The organism is Moorena producens 3L (genome assembly GCF_000211815.1).
GTDB classification, from domain to species: Bacteria; Cyanobacteriota; Cyanobacteriia; order Cyanobacteriales; family Coleofasciculaceae; genus Moorena; species Moorena producens.
This window is the reverse complement of sequence record NZ_GL890975.1, coordinates 59,987-78,415: the sequence shown is the minus strand read 5'-3', so window position 1 is coordinate 78,415 and position 18,429 is coordinate 59,987. Positions and strand designations below refer to the sequence as shown.

At 41.7% G+C, this 18,429-nt stretch carries 8 protein-coding genes and 5 pseudogenes; 7 read left to right on the top strand and 6 right to left on the bottom strand.

Annotation, left to right across the window (positions count from 1 at the left end; translation table 11 throughout):
- Positions 1–16 precede the first annotated feature (16 nt).
- Both LYNGBM3L_RS48200 and LYNGBM3L_RS48195 read right to left on the bottom strand, forming a co-directional pair.
- Entirely contained in the window at positions 17–673 is a 657-nt protein-coding gene (locus tag LYNGBM3L_RS48200) for an IS200/IS605 family accessory protein TnpB-related protein (protein WP_081431932.1), read from the bottom strand.
- A 9-nt stretch (positions 674–682) separates the two neighbouring features.
- Positions 683–1,225 (bottom strand): hypothetical protein, encoded by a 543-nt coding sequence (locus LYNGBM3L_RS48195; RefSeq protein WP_229414783.1) that lies wholly within the window; start codon positions 1,223–1,225, stop codon positions 683–685.
- Between the two features lie 152 nt (positions 1,226–1,377).
- Between LYNGBM3L_RS48195 and tnpA the strand changes: the two genes are divergently transcribed.
- Positions 1,378–1,779: an IS200/IS605 family transposase gene (tnpA, locus tag LYNGBM3L_RS33280; RefSeq protein ID WP_008191833.1), complete on the top strand. Its 402-nt coding sequence runs from the start codon at positions 1,378–1,380 to the stop codon at positions 1,777–1,779.
- Between the two features lie 70 nt (positions 1,780–1,849).
- Here the strand turns inward: tnpA and LYNGBM3L_RS33275 are convergent.
- The 4 genes and pseudogenes from LYNGBM3L_RS33275 to LYNGBM3L_RS50740 form a co-directional block, all read right to left on the bottom strand.
- A pseudogene (locus LYNGBM3L_RS33275) lies at positions 1,850–2,308 on the bottom strand (RNA-guided endonuclease TnpB family protein); the annotation flags it as partial.
- Between the two features lie 107 nt (positions 2,309–2,415).
- Positions 2,416–2,598: pseudogene (locus LYNGBM3L_RS37690) on the bottom strand (HNH endonuclease); the annotation flags it as partial.
- A gap of 105 nt (positions 2,599–2,703) precedes the next feature.
- Positions 2,704–4,249: pseudogene (gene ltrA / locus LYNGBM3L_RS33270) on the bottom strand (group II intron reverse transcriptase/maturase); the annotation flags it as partial.
- Positions 4,250–4,804: 555 nt separating this feature from the next.
- Entirely contained in the window at positions 4,805–4,957 is a 153-nt protein-coding gene (locus LYNGBM3L_RS50740; protein ID WP_353814701.1) for a hypothetical protein, read from the bottom strand.
- Between the two features lie 292 nt (positions 4,958–5,249).
- Here LYNGBM3L_RS50740 and LYNGBM3L_RS39265 point away from each other — a divergent pair.
- The 6 genes and pseudogenes from LYNGBM3L_RS39265 to LYNGBM3L_RS33235 all read left to right on the top strand — a co-directional run bounded on the left by LYNGBM3L_RS39265 (position 5,250) and on the right by LYNGBM3L_RS33235 (position 18,208).
- A pseudogene (locus LYNGBM3L_RS39265) lies at positions 5,250–6,324 on the top strand (IS630 family transposase).
- A 1,426-nt stretch (positions 6,325–7,750) separates the two neighbouring features.
- Positions 7,751–7,915 (top strand): annotated as a pseudogene (locus LYNGBM3L_RS37685) (AMP-binding protein); the annotation flags it as partial.
- Positions 7,916–8,472: 557 nt separating this feature from the next.
- Positions 8,473–15,408: a type I polyketide synthase gene (locus tag LYNGBM3L_RS35215; RefSeq protein ID WP_008191817.1), complete on the top strand. Its 6,936-nt coding sequence runs from the start codon at positions 8,473–8,475 to the stop codon at positions 15,406–15,408.
- A gap of 18 nt (positions 15,409–15,426) precedes the next feature.
- Positions 15,427–15,666, top strand: a complete 240-nt coding sequence (locus LYNGBM3L_RS33245; protein WP_008191815.1) for an acyl carrier protein — start codon at positions 15,427–15,429, stop codon at positions 15,664–15,666.
- A gap of 51 nt (positions 15,667–15,717) precedes the next feature.
- Positions 15,718–16,944: a beta-ketoacyl synthase N-terminal-like domain-containing protein gene (locus LYNGBM3L_RS33240; protein WP_008191812.1), complete on the top strand. Its 1,227-nt coding sequence runs from the start codon at positions 15,718–15,720 to the stop codon at positions 16,942–16,944.
- 4 nt (positions 16,945–16,948) lie between these two features.
- The gene (locus LYNGBM3L_RS33235) at positions 16,949–18,208 is read left to right on the top strand and encodes a hydroxymethylglutaryl-CoA synthase family protein (protein ID WP_008191809.1); all 1,260 of its coding nucleotides are present in this window, start codon (positions 16,949–16,951) and stop codon (positions 18,206–18,208) included.
- Positions 18,209–18,429 lie beyond the last annotated feature (221 nt).

Below are 18,429 nucleotides of genomic sequence, written 5' to 3'. Positions count from 1 at the left end.
AGGTAGCTCCCACAATCTAATCCTTGCTACGGTCGTCAAAGGCCGTCAACGAGCGTCGGCTAAGATCAATGTCTAGCTTTCTAGCTACTTTTCTAAGAATGTTTGCACTACCGTTTAAATCGGCATTTACAATTGAACCATCACCACTTTTGTAAAGACCACGTTTAAGACGCTTTCCTGACGCTTTCCACCCGTTCGGTTTTTGTCCAAACTCAGGCAGGGAGTCTCCGTCGAGATAGCTAGCCTTACTGGTGTATGCTTCTTCTGTTATCTCTAATTGAATGGGATGGATCTGGCATAGTTGCTCAAGTCTATCTTTGAGCTTTCCAAGAGGAATTTGAACAAACTTTTGATTGTTTATTATCCCCATTTTTGCCCTACTTTTAAAGCCTTCATTCCAGCCCACTACAATTGTGCCAATGGAATTTTTTAAGCAGTGATCGACGATAAGTTTAGCTGCCTTGTTTATCCCGTCTCTAATTCTGTGATTCCGTTTACGGGTAACTCGATCAAGCCATTCATCCCAATAGTCCTGGGACTTTCCTTCTTTTCTTGTCGATACTTGCTTATTCCAAAGCTGGTTGTAAGCCTTAATGGCTCGGGAGTCAACGAGAAAAGAATTCCCTAGTGTATCAACACAGGCTGCTAAATTGTCAGCGGTTCCGAAATCTATAGAAAGGGCTTATTTATTGTTTAATTGCGTGCCTTTGTACCATTCAAGAAGCTCATAGGAAATCTCTAAGTAGAAAGCTCCATTTTTGGGCAAAATAGTCCATTCCTTTATTTTTATACCCTCTAGGTTAGTAGGGAAATGAATTTCAAAATATTTAATGTCAAACCACCTTTTTACAGTCAGCCCAAGGGCAAATCTGAGATTACCATTTATAACCTTGGGCTTCTGGCCGCCCGAGTTAGGGTAACTTACCTTGAACAGTTTCGCTCCTTTGAGATATCCAGGAGGTTTTGGTTTGCTTTGTAATTGCCCATTGAACCAAATATCTCTTAGTTTATTGTAGCCTTTAAAGCTTTCAGTTACGCTTAATAACGTTTGTTGTGCTGGTGTTGAAGGAAGCGACTTAGCTATTAAGTTTTTTCCTATGCTTTCTTCGTATATCAAGTCGAATTTACCTGTCAGCAATCGGCCTGTCTTAAAGAAGATTTGCCGGGCAGAGTAAACCCCCATATTGTAGAGCTTGCCTGATTGGCGGCAAAGATACTCAACCATCGCTTCTGTCTCTTGATCTAGGTGCAACAATATTTATTTGCTGCACCCCTATCTGTTTATTGGTTTTAGCCATTATCGATCTCATATTAAGTTGTCGTTATTTTTATAAAAAACTACATTAATAACAACAGCAAGTCCGGAAGTCAAATAAATTGATAAAGAATAGTTTTGGATATAGGCATTACAATCACGCAGTGGGTATTTGTACTGTTAACCTTGTATGGTTCCCGAAAAGCAAAAAAGTACTTGTGGATAAAATTCGAGATATAATTTACGAAATATTCGCTGAGATAGCTCTAGATAAAAATTGGAATATCAAAGTTCTTGAAGTAGCACCAGACCAGATCCATTTATTCGTCGAAATCAATCCCACAGATGCGATATATCAAGTCGTAAGGGCTTTCAAAGGGAGAAGCGCCAACTACCTAAGAAAAGAGTTTCCTGATCTAAAGAAACTTCCATCTCTTTGGACTAACAGTTATTTCTTCTCAACGGCAGGTAAGGTTAGCATTGAAACTATCCAAAGATACATTAATGATCCTCATCATGGATAGTTTCTCTTAGGTGGCTTTAGCCACTGTGAGCATTCCTCCCCGGTCTAAAGACACGGGGTTTCCTGCTATCTAGATTTTTATGAGAAGGTTCTAGAGATTCCTTTATACACAACTGAACATAATAGCCATCTGCACGGCGAACCAATCTAACCCGCGCGGGTTAGCTTTTCCGTAGCGTCGGCTTTGCCGAATCGTAACGCCACAACTCCCAAGTCCCTTTCAGTTTCAGTTTCCCGATACCTTTCTTGTCTAAGAAGTTTATCGACTTAGCATCCCCTGATAATTTCCACCCTGATGTCTTGTATTCAACTGTTCGCGCAGCGTCGGCTACGCCGAATCGGGAGAAATTTTTGAACTTGGGATATCCCTTTTTACCGGGGGCTTTCTTTTTGCATTTATCGTAAAATCTAGCGATTGAGCTATAAGCTCTTTCGACCGAAGCTTGACATGCGTGAGAGTTCAAGTCTTTTACAAAGGGATACTCAGCTCTAAGCCAAGTATTATGACGATACAGCTCTTTTTGTCCTACAATTAAACTAAGCCGGTGAGTCGCCCCACCGACTCGTCTTCAGAACCGTACGTGATACTTTCGCATCATACGGCTCCTCATTATAGGAACCATTGTCATTGGTACCTCTAGAACGGGTTTTCATCTAGCTCGGAGGCGTCGATTTTTGTCCCGTGTTTGGCGTCGTGACAGTGAAGGTGTAGTAATTCTAGATTTTTATCTAGGTTATTTCCACCTAGTGCGCGTGGTATAATATGATGTTTTTCCAATGAATCTCCATCCCTGAAAGTAAGACCACAATGAGCACATTTCCGGAAACGAAACCTTAGATAGGGTCGCCTTACTACAAAAGACTTCAACCTTTTACGCATAACCTACCAACTATAAAGGCTCCACTATCTTACGGTAACTTCAAACCCTTCTTGCCGTTCTAAAAGCCTTCCCTTCTGAGTGGTCATCTCAGGATGTTTTCTCATTCTGGTATTCCAGTATATTAGGTTTCCGTCGTAGGGACTTCTGGATTCTTTGACTTTGGTGTGCCTGATTATGGGTGTTTTACCATGTTTGGGTAGGTAGTTATCCAAAGTCATGAATACCCAATTGTCCTCTTCTAGAGTTCCCCAATATTTATGGTTTACCCAGGTCTTGGATTTCTTTGGATGTCTCCTGTATCCCCATCTTTGTAATTTGTTCCAGAGTTTATGGTCTAACCCTTTGAATGTTTCTTTACTACATACTGAGCTGTAGTAATTACACCATCCTCTTATAATGGGTTTAAGGTTGTATATTAATATATCCTGGGGGGCAGCTCTATGACGGTTGATAGTGTTTGAGAGTTGCCCATAATGTTCTAGAACTTTTTCTTTTGATGGTTTGATGATGGTTTTAAAACCTTGTTTTGAGTGGTTTTTTCCTACATGATATTGACGTATATTGAATCCTAAGAAGTCAAATCCGTCAAAACTATGGATTATTTGTGTTTTACTTGGTTTTAATTCCAATCCCATGTCTTTTAACCATTCGTTTATGACCCTTTGACATTCTTCTATCACTTTCTGGTCTTGGTGTAGTATTACGAAATCATCAGCATATCTGATTAGGTTTAATCCTTTTTTGTAATAGGTCTTTTTGCCTTTAACAGAATCGGCAAAATCCCATACAACCTTTTCCATGCCGTGGAGGGCTATGTTCGCCAGAAGTGGAGATATTACTCCACCTTGGGGAGTGCCCTCTTTTGTAGGTGAGAATGTTCCATTATCCATCACACCAGCTTTAAGCCAGGACTTTATTAGACGTCTCATGGATGGATAAGTATTTAGTTTTGATATTAGGGTTTTATGGTTGATTTTATCGAAGCATTTAGCAATATCTGCATCTAGCACCCATTTTGGTTTGCTTCTGATGGAGTTGAATATTGCTTCGATAGTATCATGACATGAGCGTCCTGGTCTAAACCCGTATGAGTTAGGTTCAAATTTTGCTTCCCATTCAGGTTCTAAAGCCTGTTTGGCGAGTGCCTGTAATGCGCGGTCATACATGGTCGGTATTCCCAGTGGGCGTTTTTCTTTCCGTCCAGGTTTAGGTATCCATACCCTTCTGGTTGGCTTCGCCTTTTTGGAGGTTTTGAGGTTGGCTACTAAGACGAGGCGTTGCTTGTTGGTTAAAGCTTTGACCCCATCTATTCCGGCAGTCTTTTTACCTCTATTTTCCTGAGTGACTTTTCTGACCGCTATCATTTTGGCAGTCCAGGACTTCATCAGAGTCTTTTGCAACTTTCTTACCACGCGAACATCACCACGAACAGAGGCTCGATATATTCGTTGTCTTGATGCAGTCGCTCATGGGGGAAACCCCCAAGACCGCGCTGCATCGCTTTTGCAACTTAAATAGGGTTTTTTCTAGCTTGCGCCAGTTGACCTTATTCCATTCCGACTTTTGGGAAAATCCCAGAGTATTAGACATATCAATTGCTATTTACAACTATATCTTTTCCTATAACGTGAGTCCGTCTGCGTATCCTAAATGTTACCTTAGGCATTTGCTTCTGACTCAATCTTGCCCCCATAGGACATGCGGCTAACTACCTACTCAATAATCGACCTTACTGAGAGTACATATGGGAGTTACTTCGTTCCTGATAACCATTCTTTGAACTTTTAGGGTGATACTATTCACCGGGAATTATTTCGGAAATCTTTATAAGAAAAAGGAATCTTATCAACTTAATTCCATTGACTTTTGTCTGTAGCGTTTCAACCTTATTTCGCTACATTGGACTAACGATGATTCTGATGTATCTTCCTTTCGTACCCATGAGTTCTTTACCTATCAAATACATCGGTCAGGTTAAAGGATGTTTTGACGTTTGACCCTGGCATTAATCCATGAGTTTGTTATGTTCATGAATCAGGGTAAGGTTGTCACTCGGATTTCACGAGGGATGGAATTTCACCATCATGGTTATCAAGTTATCATGGCTCTTTATTGAGCCAAGCAGTTAATCCCCCAAATCTTTGTTTAGATAAGGTTTCTAACTAACGAATCGCACCCTTTATTGTCCATCCAGTAGCGGAGGCACTTATTGCGGACAAATTGACCGGTGCGGATCGCCTCATCAATCGCGGCATATTGAGCTTTCTTTCCCTTGACCTTGAACTCTAAGACCTTCATTGTTGACGTGGGACAACTCTGGGTAAAGTAGAACACAAAAAGAGAAAGCCGTCCGTTGTTCGCGTTCGCCTTTGGCGTGGCCATAGGCCAAGCGTGGCCATAGGCCAAGTTACCGTAAGATAGGGTCGCCTTTATGGTTAAAGACGAAACCTTAGAATGAAGGAGCCTTTATGGGTAACTGGCTATGCATAGAAGGGTTAAGTCTCTTGTAATAAGTAGGTCGGGCTTGAAAAGCTCAGGTATGTTAAGTTAAATAAAGCAATAATACTTTCAATGCTAAGAAGCATTCACTATGGGCGCACGCTTAAGAATCTTTCCTCTGTGCCGAACTTGAGCGCACTTTATTTGAACTTCGCACTGCCACTACGGTTCCCCAGCGAGTCAAAGACCGAGCGCAAGTAATTCGTTTAAACCATCAGGGCCTGTATGTAGAGAAAATTGCTGCCTATTTCGGCTGGAATGTTCGAACTGTCCGTGAGGTCATTCATCGATGGCAACACAAAGGCTTGGGGGGACTATGGGATGCTCCTAGACCCGGAGCCCAGAAGCGTTGGCAGCCTGAGGATATTGAATATCTAGAATCCTGCTTACGCCAGGAGGAACGCACCTACAATAGCAAACAGTTAGCCCAAAAGCTGGCTAATGACCGTCATGTTAAGTTGAGCCCGGATCACCTCAGACGAGTGCTTAAAAAAAGGGGGTGATTTGGAAGCGTACTCGCCAAAGTCACAGAGGGAAGCAAGACCCTATAGAAAAGGCAACCAAGCAAGCCGACCTAGAGATGTTGCAATGGTCAGCGGCAGTAGGAGAAATCGACTTATTCTATCTCGATGAGTCGGGATTTTGTATGTGGATGCCCGTAGAACACAGCTATTTCTTTAGAGGTGAGCAAAAGCGCCTTGAACAGACAGCCCGCAAAGGAAGACGCATTAGCATTTTGGGATTGCTACAACCTAAGCGTGAGCTTTGTCTATGGACTGGTGGTGGGCAGTTTCAACGGGGAGCGCTACATCACGATGATGGATGAACAAGCTCGTCAGGCCAAGCAACAACTCGATCAAACCGGTCGGCTCCGGGTGATTGTCCAGGACAATGGTCCGGTTCATACCAGCAAACAGGTGAGAGAGAAATGGGCTCAGTGGGAAGCTCAAGGGCTATATCTGTTCTTTTTACCGAAATATTGCTCAGAGATGAATCCGATTGAATCCGAATGGCATCAGTTAAAAACCCATGAATTGGTGGGTCAAATGTTTGAAGATGAACTGGCCCTAGCTTATGCAGTCATTGATGGCGTCAATGCTAGAGCTGAGGTTGGTGGATATCAGGCAGAACGATTCAGATTTCCCTCGAAGTTAGCTCCTTCATAATGTGTTACATACATGAGCTTTTCTACCCTTAGCTACTTAAGGCTCCTTCATTCTTACGGTAACTTCCGAGGCAGGCTATGGGGAAAAGGGTTAAAACTTATTGAATAAGGCGACCCTATCTAAGGTTTCTATCCAGGGAAGGACGGGGCTTGAGACCCAAAATTTTTGGTCAGAGGCGATCCGCTACTGCCCGGGGACGGGCGTGTACCCATGAGGAATGACTAGCGTACCCATTATTATCAATACCTAGGGCAAAAACTGTTCTTCATACTTACGCCATGGAGCTAAATACCCCTATCCTAATTACACAAAGCAATTGAAAGTTTTATAAATATTTATTAATCAAGACTTGACATACGGCATTTTTGTTGAACTTGTCACCAATGGCCTAATAGTTACGCCTCCCAGACAAGTAAAGTGGACTGTTAAGAGTTGGAAACTTTGGGTCTCGGAATAGGGAACAGCAACGGTTTGAGCAACTTTAATTTTCTTAACACAGTTCAAAAAAAAAAAAAATTAATAGCGTTTCTCTTGGTAATCAGATATAGAGCATTTTTTCCCTACTCTCTACTTCCTACTCCCTAAAACCTAGGATGAAAGTACCTTAATCAATGGATTACTGCTAGTGAGTACTCCTAGATGTCAGAGTACTTAGGTTTTATATAGCTGCTATGGTTGGACGAGAGTCAAGCAGAATTTATTTACGATTAGGGTTGACAGGTTATTTTTTTCGTGCTAAATTTCTCATGGTGCCTAATTTAGGGGACTCTCAATGCTCATAAACCTAAGTACACTTAAGTATAGTGAAAACAGTAAAAAACTGTTGAAAGGGAGCAAATAAGCCTTGAAAAACGCTATTTATAAAGGAGCTTGAAACTTTGGAAATATCAGATGTTCAGACCTTGACGAGAAGTTTGACAATCTGGTAGAGTTGTTGCGGTATAGAGCCCATTATCAGCCAGATCAAATCGCTTATACCTTCAATGAAAAAGGGGAAGAAGAAACTGATCGTATCACCGATGAGGTATTAGACCAACGCTCAAGGGCGTACGCCTGTCAGTTGCCGTCTCTGGGGGCAACGGGGGAACGAGCGCGAGCTAGTAGTACCACCAGGTATAGACTTCATTGCTGCTTTGTTTGGGTGCTTGTACGCTGGCGTAATTGCAGTGCCCACATATCCACCACCCCGACGCAGTCAAAATCTGTCTCGGTGGTTAGCGTAAGCATACCTATGCAGAGGCTAGGTTTGCCCTAACTACCACATCTGTTATGACCGAGTTAACCAGCTCGCCGAGCCCAGCATCCAGCTCTGGGGAAGTTGCATTTGCGAGTCTACAATAAATGCGTACGCGACTTTGGGTTGAACTGGTCTCAACCAAGCCATTACAGCAGTAGCCATGCCTAACTCCTGTAAACTTCCGGCTCTACCGGGACACCCAAGGGAGTAATGGTGAGTCAGGGTAATCTGCTACACAATCAGCGGATGATTAAGCAAGCGTTCGGACATAGCCAGCAAACAATTGTAGTAGGTTGGTTGCTGACTTTCCACGACATGGGACTGATGGGAAATGTATATTTATATGAAAATTGAATAAATTACTTAGCCAACAGCGTTGGTCAATGAAAAAATGAAATATGTAGGGAGCAATCTCTCCGTAGTTATCCTTACTGGGTTAGATAAGCGTACCCATGGATTACCAAGGCCTACTTAGCAAACCGTAAAAATTAAGGAGACAGTTTGATGTAAACTAAATATAGATGTGACAATAGATTCTTTTCAGCTAGGCAAAATGGGAAACAAGTAATGATTTTTCTAGTCTACCTTCTGAAAATTAAATGAATGTAGCAAATAATATCATTACATATTTAGGACTACTCAAAAATCAAAAGTAAAAAACTAGCTCAAATGACTACATTAAAGGTCTCCATAAAAAAAACTTTATGCTGTACAATAATGTTATCCCAGCCAAACACACAATCTAATCAAATAGAGCCAGATCAGGGGAGAGTAAATGTATTATTAATTATTCATAGGTAGTAAACCTCAATTTAATTGTAAATTTCATGGTATTTTAAGTAAATTTCCATAAAAATCCTAGCCAAGCTCACTAACATCCTATTCAGAGTAAAACCAATAAATATCAAAAAATGCTAGAGTTAATTAATCGTTACGAACACGGCTTTGTTTATATTCCTGTAATCTTAGCCTGTAGAGAAAAAGGATTATTTGAATTAATAAAAAAAAAGAGAATAACCCACCGGCAAATAGCTAATACTCTAGGGGCAAATACAGGTAATTTGCAAGTGGCCTTAACAATGATGGAATCCCTAGGTTGGCTATCCAAAAATGAAGCTGATGAATACTCCCTCAAAGACAATTGTCAAGCTTACTTGTCCATTCCTGAAGAAATATTATATTTATACAACTTACCCATAGAATCCTATTTACTAGGAAAGGAAAAGCCTGGTATTATTAAAAATTGGATAGAGCTTTCTCAACAACAGTGGAATATTAATGATAGAACAATTGCCGATTTATTAGATGGGGTCTTAATAATACCAATTATGCTAGGGCTTCACAAGCATAATTTATTAGCAGTAGATGAAGACAAGCCTTTATTCTATAATGTGACTCCTCATATACGAGAAGAATTATCAAGATTGTTTATTGCTAAAGGATGGGCTGATAAAAGTTTGATAAAAGTCCAAAAACACAGCCAAAAATCGAATAAAAATAAGAATTATCTATGCTTGACTGATATTGGTAAATGCTTAGGGCAAAGGACAATAATTAAAAGTATTAGTTTAAATTGTTTTGAAAATAATTATTACAATTTGCGCCATCCTAAAATTGAGGATTTACGTGATTTAATAGCACTAGAGACATTGTGTTGGTCAGAAAATCTCCAAGTTGACAATGAAGAAATTTATAGACGAATTTTTAAAATTCCACAAGGGCAGTTTATTTTAGAGCTTGAGGATAAGATTGTTGGAGCTATCTATTCCCAAAGAATTGATAACCCTCAACTTTTGGATAATAAAACTTGTACACAAGTCCCTTTATTACATACTGAATCAGGAGTAGTGGTACAATTATTGGCAGTAAATATCTTGCCAGAGTTGCAAAATCAGGGATTGGGAGATCGACTGCTGGAATTTATGCTTCAGTATTGTGCCCAGATAAGTGGTGTCGAAAAAGTTGTGGCAGTAACTCTTTGTCGCAATTATCCAGACTATTCCCCTATGCCCATGGCAGAATATATCCACCAGAAAAATGAGTCAGGGTTACTAGTGGATCCGCTGTTGCGATTTCACCAGATTCATGGGGCTAAAATTGAGAAACTGCTTCCTGGTTACCGCCCTAAAGATTGGGAAAACCAGACTTGTGGAGTTCTCGTATCTTACGATATTCAACATCGTCAACGTTTTGATGGTGCGACAGTTGAAAAAAATCGGCAGACTAAGGTAAAACTGACAGAAGATATAGATGAAGTTGTGGCTAGCTGTGTGCGTAAAGTTATGCACCAGAAAAAGTCTTTTGATGCCCAGCGAGCACTGATGGAGATGGGCATCGAATCTTTGGAGTTGCTGGAACTGAGATACTTGTTGCAGAAGAAGCTGGGAGTGGAAATAGATCCTAATTTATTTTTTAAGTATGGAACTGCTGCCGCGATCGCTAGTTATTTTAAAGGGGAGACAACAGAGAGAAGCGGGGAAGTTTCTGAGGTACTACCAAAGCCAGAGGCAATAAAAACTGATTCCGGTTTTTCAACGGCTCAATTAGAAAATGGAGTAGCAATTATTGGTATGGCTTGTCGGTTTCCTGGAGATGCCGATAGCCCTCAACAATATTGGTCATTGCTCCATGATGGTATTGATGGGATTACGGAAGTACCTCCAACTCGTTGGGATATTGAGCAATATTACCATCCTGAGAAAAATCAGCCAGGAAAAATAGCTAATCGTTATGGGGGATTCCTAACTGAAGTTGACAAATTTGAGCCGGATTTTTTCCGCATTTCGGCTCGTGAAGCTCTCTACATGGATCCACAACAGCGTCTGCTGCTGGAAGAACATTGGAAGGCACTAGAAGATGCTGGCATTAATCCGGAATCTCTGTCGGGCACAGAAACGGGTATATTTGTGGGTATCGCTTTTCACGATTACGAACGCTTACAGGACAAATATTATCAAGAGCAAGATTTAAATATCTATTTTGCTACAGGTAGTTCTACTGCTATCGGTGCAGGAAGATTATCCTACTTTTTCCAATTAAATGGACCATCAATTACTGTAGATACTGCTTGTTCTTCATCTCTGAGTGCGGTTCATTTAGCTTGTCAAAGTATACGCAATGGTGAATGTCAATTGGCTTTGGCATCAGGGGTGAATTTGTTGTTGTCTCCAGAGTTGAGTATCAGTTTCTCTCAAGCTGGGATGTTATCACCAGATGGACGCTGTAAGACTTTTGATGCTGCTGCCAATGGGTATGTGCGGAGTGAAGGTTGTGGGGTTGTCGTTCTCAAGTCCTTGAAACAAGCGATCGCAGACAATGATCGAATTTTAGCAGTAGTTAGGGGTACAGCAATTAACCAAGATGGTGCGAGCAATGGCTTGACAGCACCTAACCAATCGGCTCAAGAAGCGGTACTCAAAAGAGCGTTGTCGGTAGCAGGAGTTTCGGCTAACCAGATATCTTATGTGGAAGCTCATGGTACCGGTACTTCTTTGGGAGATCCGGTGGAGATTAAGGCAATAGAAGCAGTGTATGGCAAGGATCGTAGTGCAGATCGACCCTTGATGATTGGTTCAGTCAAAACCAATATTGGTCATACGGAAGCAGCTGCCGGTATTGCAGGATTAATTAAGGTAGTATTATCGCTGCAAAATCAGTATATTCCACCTCACTTGCATTGGAAACAGTTGAATCCCTATATAAGTTTGGCGGGGATTCCTGGGGTGATTCCCACTGAGGGTAAGGTATGGGAACAATATGAGGGAGATGAAACTCGTGTAGCAGCCTTAAGTTCTTTTGGTTTTAGTGGTACTAATTCCCACGCCATTGTTGAGGAAGCACCAGAAGGCAGGAGCCAGGAGCCAGGAGCCAGGAGCCAGGAGCCAGGAGCCAGGAGCCAGGAGCCACCTTACTTATTAACTGTGTCTGCTAAGAAAGAGCAAGCACTTAAAGAGTTAGTCAGTAGTTATCAGCATCATCTCGAAACCAATCCGGAATTAGAGCTAGCAGATGTATGTTACACCGCTAATACTGGAAGAGCTGACTTTAATCATCGCCTAGCAATAATTGCCACTAACCCACAACAATTAACCAACAAACTGCGGCAATACCAAGCAGGGGAAGAAGAGAGTGGGGTATTTTCAGGACAACTATCCCATAGTAGTAGTCCAGCTAAAGTAGCATTTCTGTTTACTGGTCAAGGTTCCCAGTATGTGCAGATGGGAAGGCAACTGTATCAAACTCAGCCTGTTTTCCGTCAAGTTTTAGATCAATGTGATGAACTCCTACGTCCTTATCTGGAGCGTCCGTTATTAGAAGTCCTTTATCCTCAAGATACACCAAACTCAAACTCCTATTTACTAGACCAAACTGCCTATACCCAACCGACATTGTTTGCCCTAGAGTATGCCTTGTGCAAGTTGTGGGAATCTTGGGGTATTAAGCCTCAGGTGGTGATGGGTCACAGTGTGGGAGAATATGTGGCAGCAACTATAGCTGGAGTCTTGAGTTTAGAAGATGGCTTGAAGTTAATCGCCCTGCGGGGGAGGTTAATGCAGCAATTACCTGCTGGTGGAGAGATGGTTTCTGTTATGGCATCAAAGTCTCAGGTAAAAGATGCGATCGCTAATCATACCAAGCAAGTGACAATTGCTGCAATCAACGGGCCCGAAAGTGTGGTGATTTCTGGGGAAGCAGGAGCGATTCAAGCTATTGTTACAAAACTAGAGTCAAAATTGATTAAGACGAAGCAGCTGCAGGTATCCCATGCTTTTCATTCCCCTTTAATGACACCAATGTTGGCAGAGTTTGCCGCAGTAGCCCAGCAAATCACTTACCATCAACCAAGGATACCTGTAATCTCCAACGTCACAGGAACCATAGCAGACAAGAGCATTGCCACAGCTGACTATTGGGTAGAGCATGTAGTCAAACCAGTCAGATTTGTCGCAGGCATCAAGACTTTAGCCGAACAAGATATTCGTATCTTTTTAGAAATTGGTCCTAAACCAGTTCTACTCGTTATGGGAAGGGAATGTCTCATCGGAAGCAAAAAAATCTGGTTGCCAAGTTTACGCCCTGGTAAGCCAGACTGGTTACAAATGCTGCAAAGTTTGGGGCAGTTATATGTACAGGGAGTTAAGGTTGACTGGTTAGGATTTTACCCAGATGATGCTCCCCAAAAGGTAGTTTTACCAACCTATCCCTGGCAACGGAAAAGATATTGGATCAGTGATCTGCAACAGTACAAAAATAAAGGTAAAAACGGAAAAGTAGCACCTCAGGTAGCATCTGACAACAATCAAAGCAAAAACAGCGTAGTCACAAATAACAGTAGTGGGAGCAAGATGCTCCCTGGAATTAAAGAAAGCGAACAACCGCGAATTAAAGAAAGAGAGCAACCGCGAATTAAAGAAAGCGAGCAAGATGCTCGCACTACAATAAATATACAAAAATCGGATGCTCCCGATATAGAGCAACCACAACGGAGATTATCCAACCCAGCGTCACTATCTTTATCCAAAACTACAGTAGCTAAACAACAACCAGCAAAAAGAGAATTGGCTCAATTGAGAGTGCCACTGACTCAGGTAGAACCTGCTCAAATAACTCAGCAATATCTTGAATCAGAAAAGATTACCCAAACCCTGGGTAAAGCACTACATCAAGATATTTTGATTAACCAAAAAACAACTAAGGAACCAAAAACTATGAACCGGGAACAAGTTGAACAACTTAAACAAGAGTATGAAGAGAAGGGATACTGTCAAATCAAAAAAATATTTGACTTTTCTGCGATAAAAACTATCCAAAAAACCTTGGATCAGGCTAAACAGGAAAGCCAGATATCTAAGGAAAAAGTAACTTTGAAATTGGGAGGGATTGATGATATCGATACCAATGATCATGCCTATGACTTGGTGAAATACGATTTTGTTTCTTCCTTTATCCAAGAGAAGCTGGCTCTGCTGAATTACATCACCGGCAAAAACTTGATGATCATGCACAATGCCCTGTTTTCGGTGGAACCAAACCATAAAGGCTTGCCTTGGCATGTAGGAGTCGGTTCGTTTTCCTTTACCAAAACCGAAGACTTTGGTGCTTCCATCTGGATCCCCTTGGATAAAATAACTAAAGAACATCGAGGTGGGATGCAATATGTATCTACCAAGATTTTTCCAGGACAGTTCTATTACAGTGTTTTTGACTTACATTTAAAAAATAATATTAAGTGGGATGAATCCCAAGGAGACTTGAATGAATATGTGGCTAACGCCAACACTATTTATAATAAAATTACCGAAGATGTAATCGATTATACTATTAAAGATGGTTATGAAGAAGACGAGTATAACTTAGGAGATGCCTTTTTCTTCAATAAATACGTCTTACATCAATCAGTTCCCTTAAAACCTGGCTTACATAAGTTACGTCGTGCTTTTGTGATTCGACTGGTAGATTATGACACGCGGGTGGATGAGGAACGGTTGGGTTTATTCTCAAAATACTCTCAACTGCATTCAAGGTACTACAAAACCCTACCTCGTTATAACAAAGATAGTGTACTAGTGATGGTCTCCCGTGCCGTCCAGAAAGGTTTAAAATCTCCCTACTTACGAGACATTCCTCATGTGCAACAAACCTTAGCAGCAAGGATGGCAGCTGGAGCTATCAGTTTTGAGGAAACACCAAGCATCTCTTCGGCTCCTCAAACTCAGCAACCTTTGAAAACCTTACAACCGCTGCGGACACCCCAGGTAAACCAGGTAAACTTATCAGAAATCAAGCAGGTTCTCAAACAGCAGTTAGCCGAAGCACTCTATACAGAAGAGAGTGAAATTGCCGAAGACCAAAAATTTGTTGATTTAGGCTTAGACTCCATCGTTGGGGTAGAATGGACAACTACGATTAATCAGACCTATAACTTAAACCTCAAAGCCACCAAGTTGTATGATTATCCTACTTTATTAGAGTTGTCTGGATATATCGCCCAAATCTTATCAAGTCAGGGTACAAAACCGATAAGCTCCAGTTCTCAAACTCAGCAATCTTTAAAAACTCTACAACCACTGCCGACACCCCAGGTAAACCAGGTAAACCTATCAGAAATCAAGCAGGTTCTCAAACAGCAGTTAGCCGAAGCACTCTATACAGAAGAGAGTGAAATTGCCGAAGACCAGAAATTTGTTGATTTAGGCTTAGACTCCATCGTTGGAGTGGAATGGACAACCACGATTAATCAAACCTACAACTTAAACCTCAAAGCCACCAAGTTGTATGATTATCCTACTTTATTAGAGCTAGCAGCATATATTGCCCAAACCTTGGCAAGTCAGGGTACAAAACCCCAGGTTAGTCAGCAGCCTTTGAAAACCCTACAACCATTGCCTCAACCCCAGGTAAACCTATCAGAAATCAAGCAGGTTCTCAAACAGCAGTTAGCCGAAGCACTCTATACAGAAGAGAGTGAAATTGCCGAAGACCAGAAATTTGTTGATTTAGGATTAGACTCCATCGTTGGGGTGGAATGGACAACCACGATTAATCAAACCTACAACTTAAACCTCAAAGCCACCAAGTTGTATGATTATCCTACTTTATTAGAGCTGGCACCATATATTGCCCAGGAAATTGCTGCTACTGGTGGTAGCAAATTATTCCAAGGTAATGGCAATGGAGGTCATCCCCAAGAATCTTTGCCAAATAACGGTTCACCTGTAAATTCATCAGAGGAGATGGATCCAAAATTGCGCTTACGTGCGATTCTTAATAAAGTAGCTAAGAAGGAGTTGACTATCCAGGAAGCAAACAAACTGGTTCAACAGATTAAAAAACAGGTTACAGTTTAGGAGTAAATTGGAGTTAATATGAGCAAAGAACAAGTACTAAAAATAATAAAAAAATACACTCGTGAAATAGCACCAGAATTAGAAGATTCTCCCCTAGAACCTACTGATAGCTTAAAAAAATTAGGTATCGATTCAGTTAATCGGGCAGAAATTATCATGATGGTGATGGAAGACCTATCCTTGAATATTCCCCGTATTGAACTGGCTGGAGCTAAAAATATTGGAGAACTTGCTGATTTATTTGCAGCAAAATTGTAATATTTGTTGTTGGTTGTTTGTTGTTTAGGGAGCGGGAATTGGTATTAGTGTATGAATGACATCAAGATAACTGGTATGGGCATTGTCACTCCCATTGCCCAAGAAGTTGAATCTTTCCGGGAAGCCCTATTCTCCGGTAAAACTCAATTTGGTTATCTGCAAAGACCAGGAAGGGAAAGCCCTAGTAAAAAATTTATTGGTGCAGAACTACCAGAGCTTGATGTCAGAACCCTATTTCCTCAACATAGGGGATTGTTACGCAGTGCAACCTGGAGTGGACAAGTTGCTATGTTCGCTGTTGCCCAGGCTTGGGAAGATGCTAAACTAACCTCTGCCCCAGTCAAGCCAGAACGTATTGGTCTAGTAATCGGTGGCTCCAATCTGCAACAACGCCATCAGCAACAAACTTGGCAACGTTATCAATCACGTCCAGAATTTATCCGACCAACTTATGGACTGACAGTTTGGGATACAGATATCTTGGGTTTACTTTCCCAGTGCTTTCCAATTCAAGGAGAAGGTTATACCGTAGGTGGAGCATCTGCTAGTGGTGCAGTCGCTATCATTCATGGAGCTCGCCAAATTTTAACGGGGGTGACTGATATTAGTATTGTCGTTGGTAGTCTCTTTGATATCTGTGCCTATGAATGTCAGGGACTAATGAATTTGGGAGCTATGGGTAGCGAACGTTTTGCTGATAGTCCAGAGCTTGCCTGTAGACCATTTGACCATAACCATGACGGTTTTATTTATGGGGAAGGTTGTGGAGTTATAGTCTTAGAAAAAGCTGACAGCGCTCAACAAAGAGGAGTACTTTCTCAAGGAAAACTCCTGGGTTGGGGCTTAAATTTAGCTGGCAATCGTAGCCCTGAACCATCCCAAAAAGCAGAAGCACAAGCCATGAGTGCAGCTTTAGCTATGGCAGACTTAAAACCAGAGCAAATCGATTATGTCAATACTCATGGTACCAGTTCCCCTATTGGTGACAATACGGAAGTATCTGCTCTGAAATCCACAGGAGTTGACCATTGTCTCCTTAATTCAACTAAATCTTTGACTGGTCACTGTTTAACTGCGGCTGGAGCTATCGAAGCGATCGCTACTTTATTACAAATGAACTCTAGTTTTTGTCATCCAACCCACAATTTGGTTGACCCCATTGATGATAACCTAAATTGGGTCAAAGAAACTGCTGTTCAAGGGGAAATTAACTATGCCATCAGCAATAGCTTTGCTTTTGGCGGCATCAATACAGCTCTATTACTGGGCAAGGAGTAAAGCTATGCAACAAGTTGGCATTGAAGCCCTAAGTGTATATGGAGGTGCAGCCCAATTAGAGCTGCGCAAGTTGGCACAAGCGCGTCAGTTGGATATCTCCCGCTTTGACAATCTAATGATGAAAGAGAAAGCGGTTTCTCTGCCCTATGAAGATCCCGTTTCCTATGCGGTTAATGCCGCCAAGCCCATCATCGATCGCTTGAGTGATGCTGACAAGCAGCGCATAGAAATGGTGATTACCTGCAGCGAGTCAGGCATTGACTTTGGCAAATCGATGAGCACCTATATCCAAGAGTATTTGGGCTTAAGTCGTAACTGCCGCATGTTTGAACTCAAGCAAGCTTGCTACTCAGGAACCGCTGGCTTACAGATGGCAATCAACTTGATTTTGTCCCAAACCTTTCCGGGAGCCAAAGCCTTAGTTATCGCCACCGATATCTCTCGGTTTCTGGTTGCCGAGGGAGGAGAAGCAATCAATTACGATTGGTCTTTTGCTGAACCCAGTAGTGGTGCTGGAGCCGTGGCTCTTTTAGTCAGTGATACTCCCCACATTTTTCAAATTGATGTAGGCTGCAACGGTTACTATGGTTATGAAGTCATGGATACCTGTAGACCTAATCCCGATTCAGAAGCAGGAGATGCCGACTTATCCTTGCTTTCTTACCTAGACTGTTGCGAAAATGCCTACCGACATTATCAAAACCGAGTCGAAGGAGTAGACTACCGAGAAAGTTTTGATTATTTGAGTTTTCATACTCCTTTTGGTGGTATGGTTAAAGGCGCTCATAGAAATATGATGCGTAGGTTGAAAAGAGCTAAACCTGCAGAGATTGAAGCGGACTTCCAAAGAAGGGTAATGCCGGGATTAGTCTACTGCCAACAGGTAGGCAATATTATGGGAGCAACTTTGTTTTTATCCTTAGCCAGTACCATCGACAATGGAGACTTCAGTACCCCTCGCAGAATTGGGATGTTTTCCTATGGCTCTGGTTGTTGTTCCGAATTTTATAGTGGGGTTGTGACTCCAGAAGGGAAGCAAATTCAAGCTCAACAAGGTATATCAGCCCAGTTAGCAGACCGCTATTCTTTAAGTATGGAAGAATATGAGCAGTTACTCTATCATAGTAGTGCAGTTGCCTTTGGCACTAGAAATGTCACCTTGGACTATCAACTGTTCCCCGGAGTCTGGAAAAAAATAGCAGGCAAGGGTCGATTAGTCTTAAAAGCAATCAAGGAATTCCACCGAAAATACGAGTGGGTATAGCTCTGGTGCCGCTGCGCGGAATTCAAAATTCAAAATTCTTGCATTCAAAATGTCCATAGAGTAAGGATTATATTGATATCAAACTGACGGGTTATTTACGCCAAGCTGCATCAGTGTGTTATCTGGATGAGCAACAATGAATACTGTGTAACAGAGAACAGGGGATAGGAGCAAAAAAGCTGACAGCTGATAGCTGATAGCTAATAGCTGAAAAAAAAGAT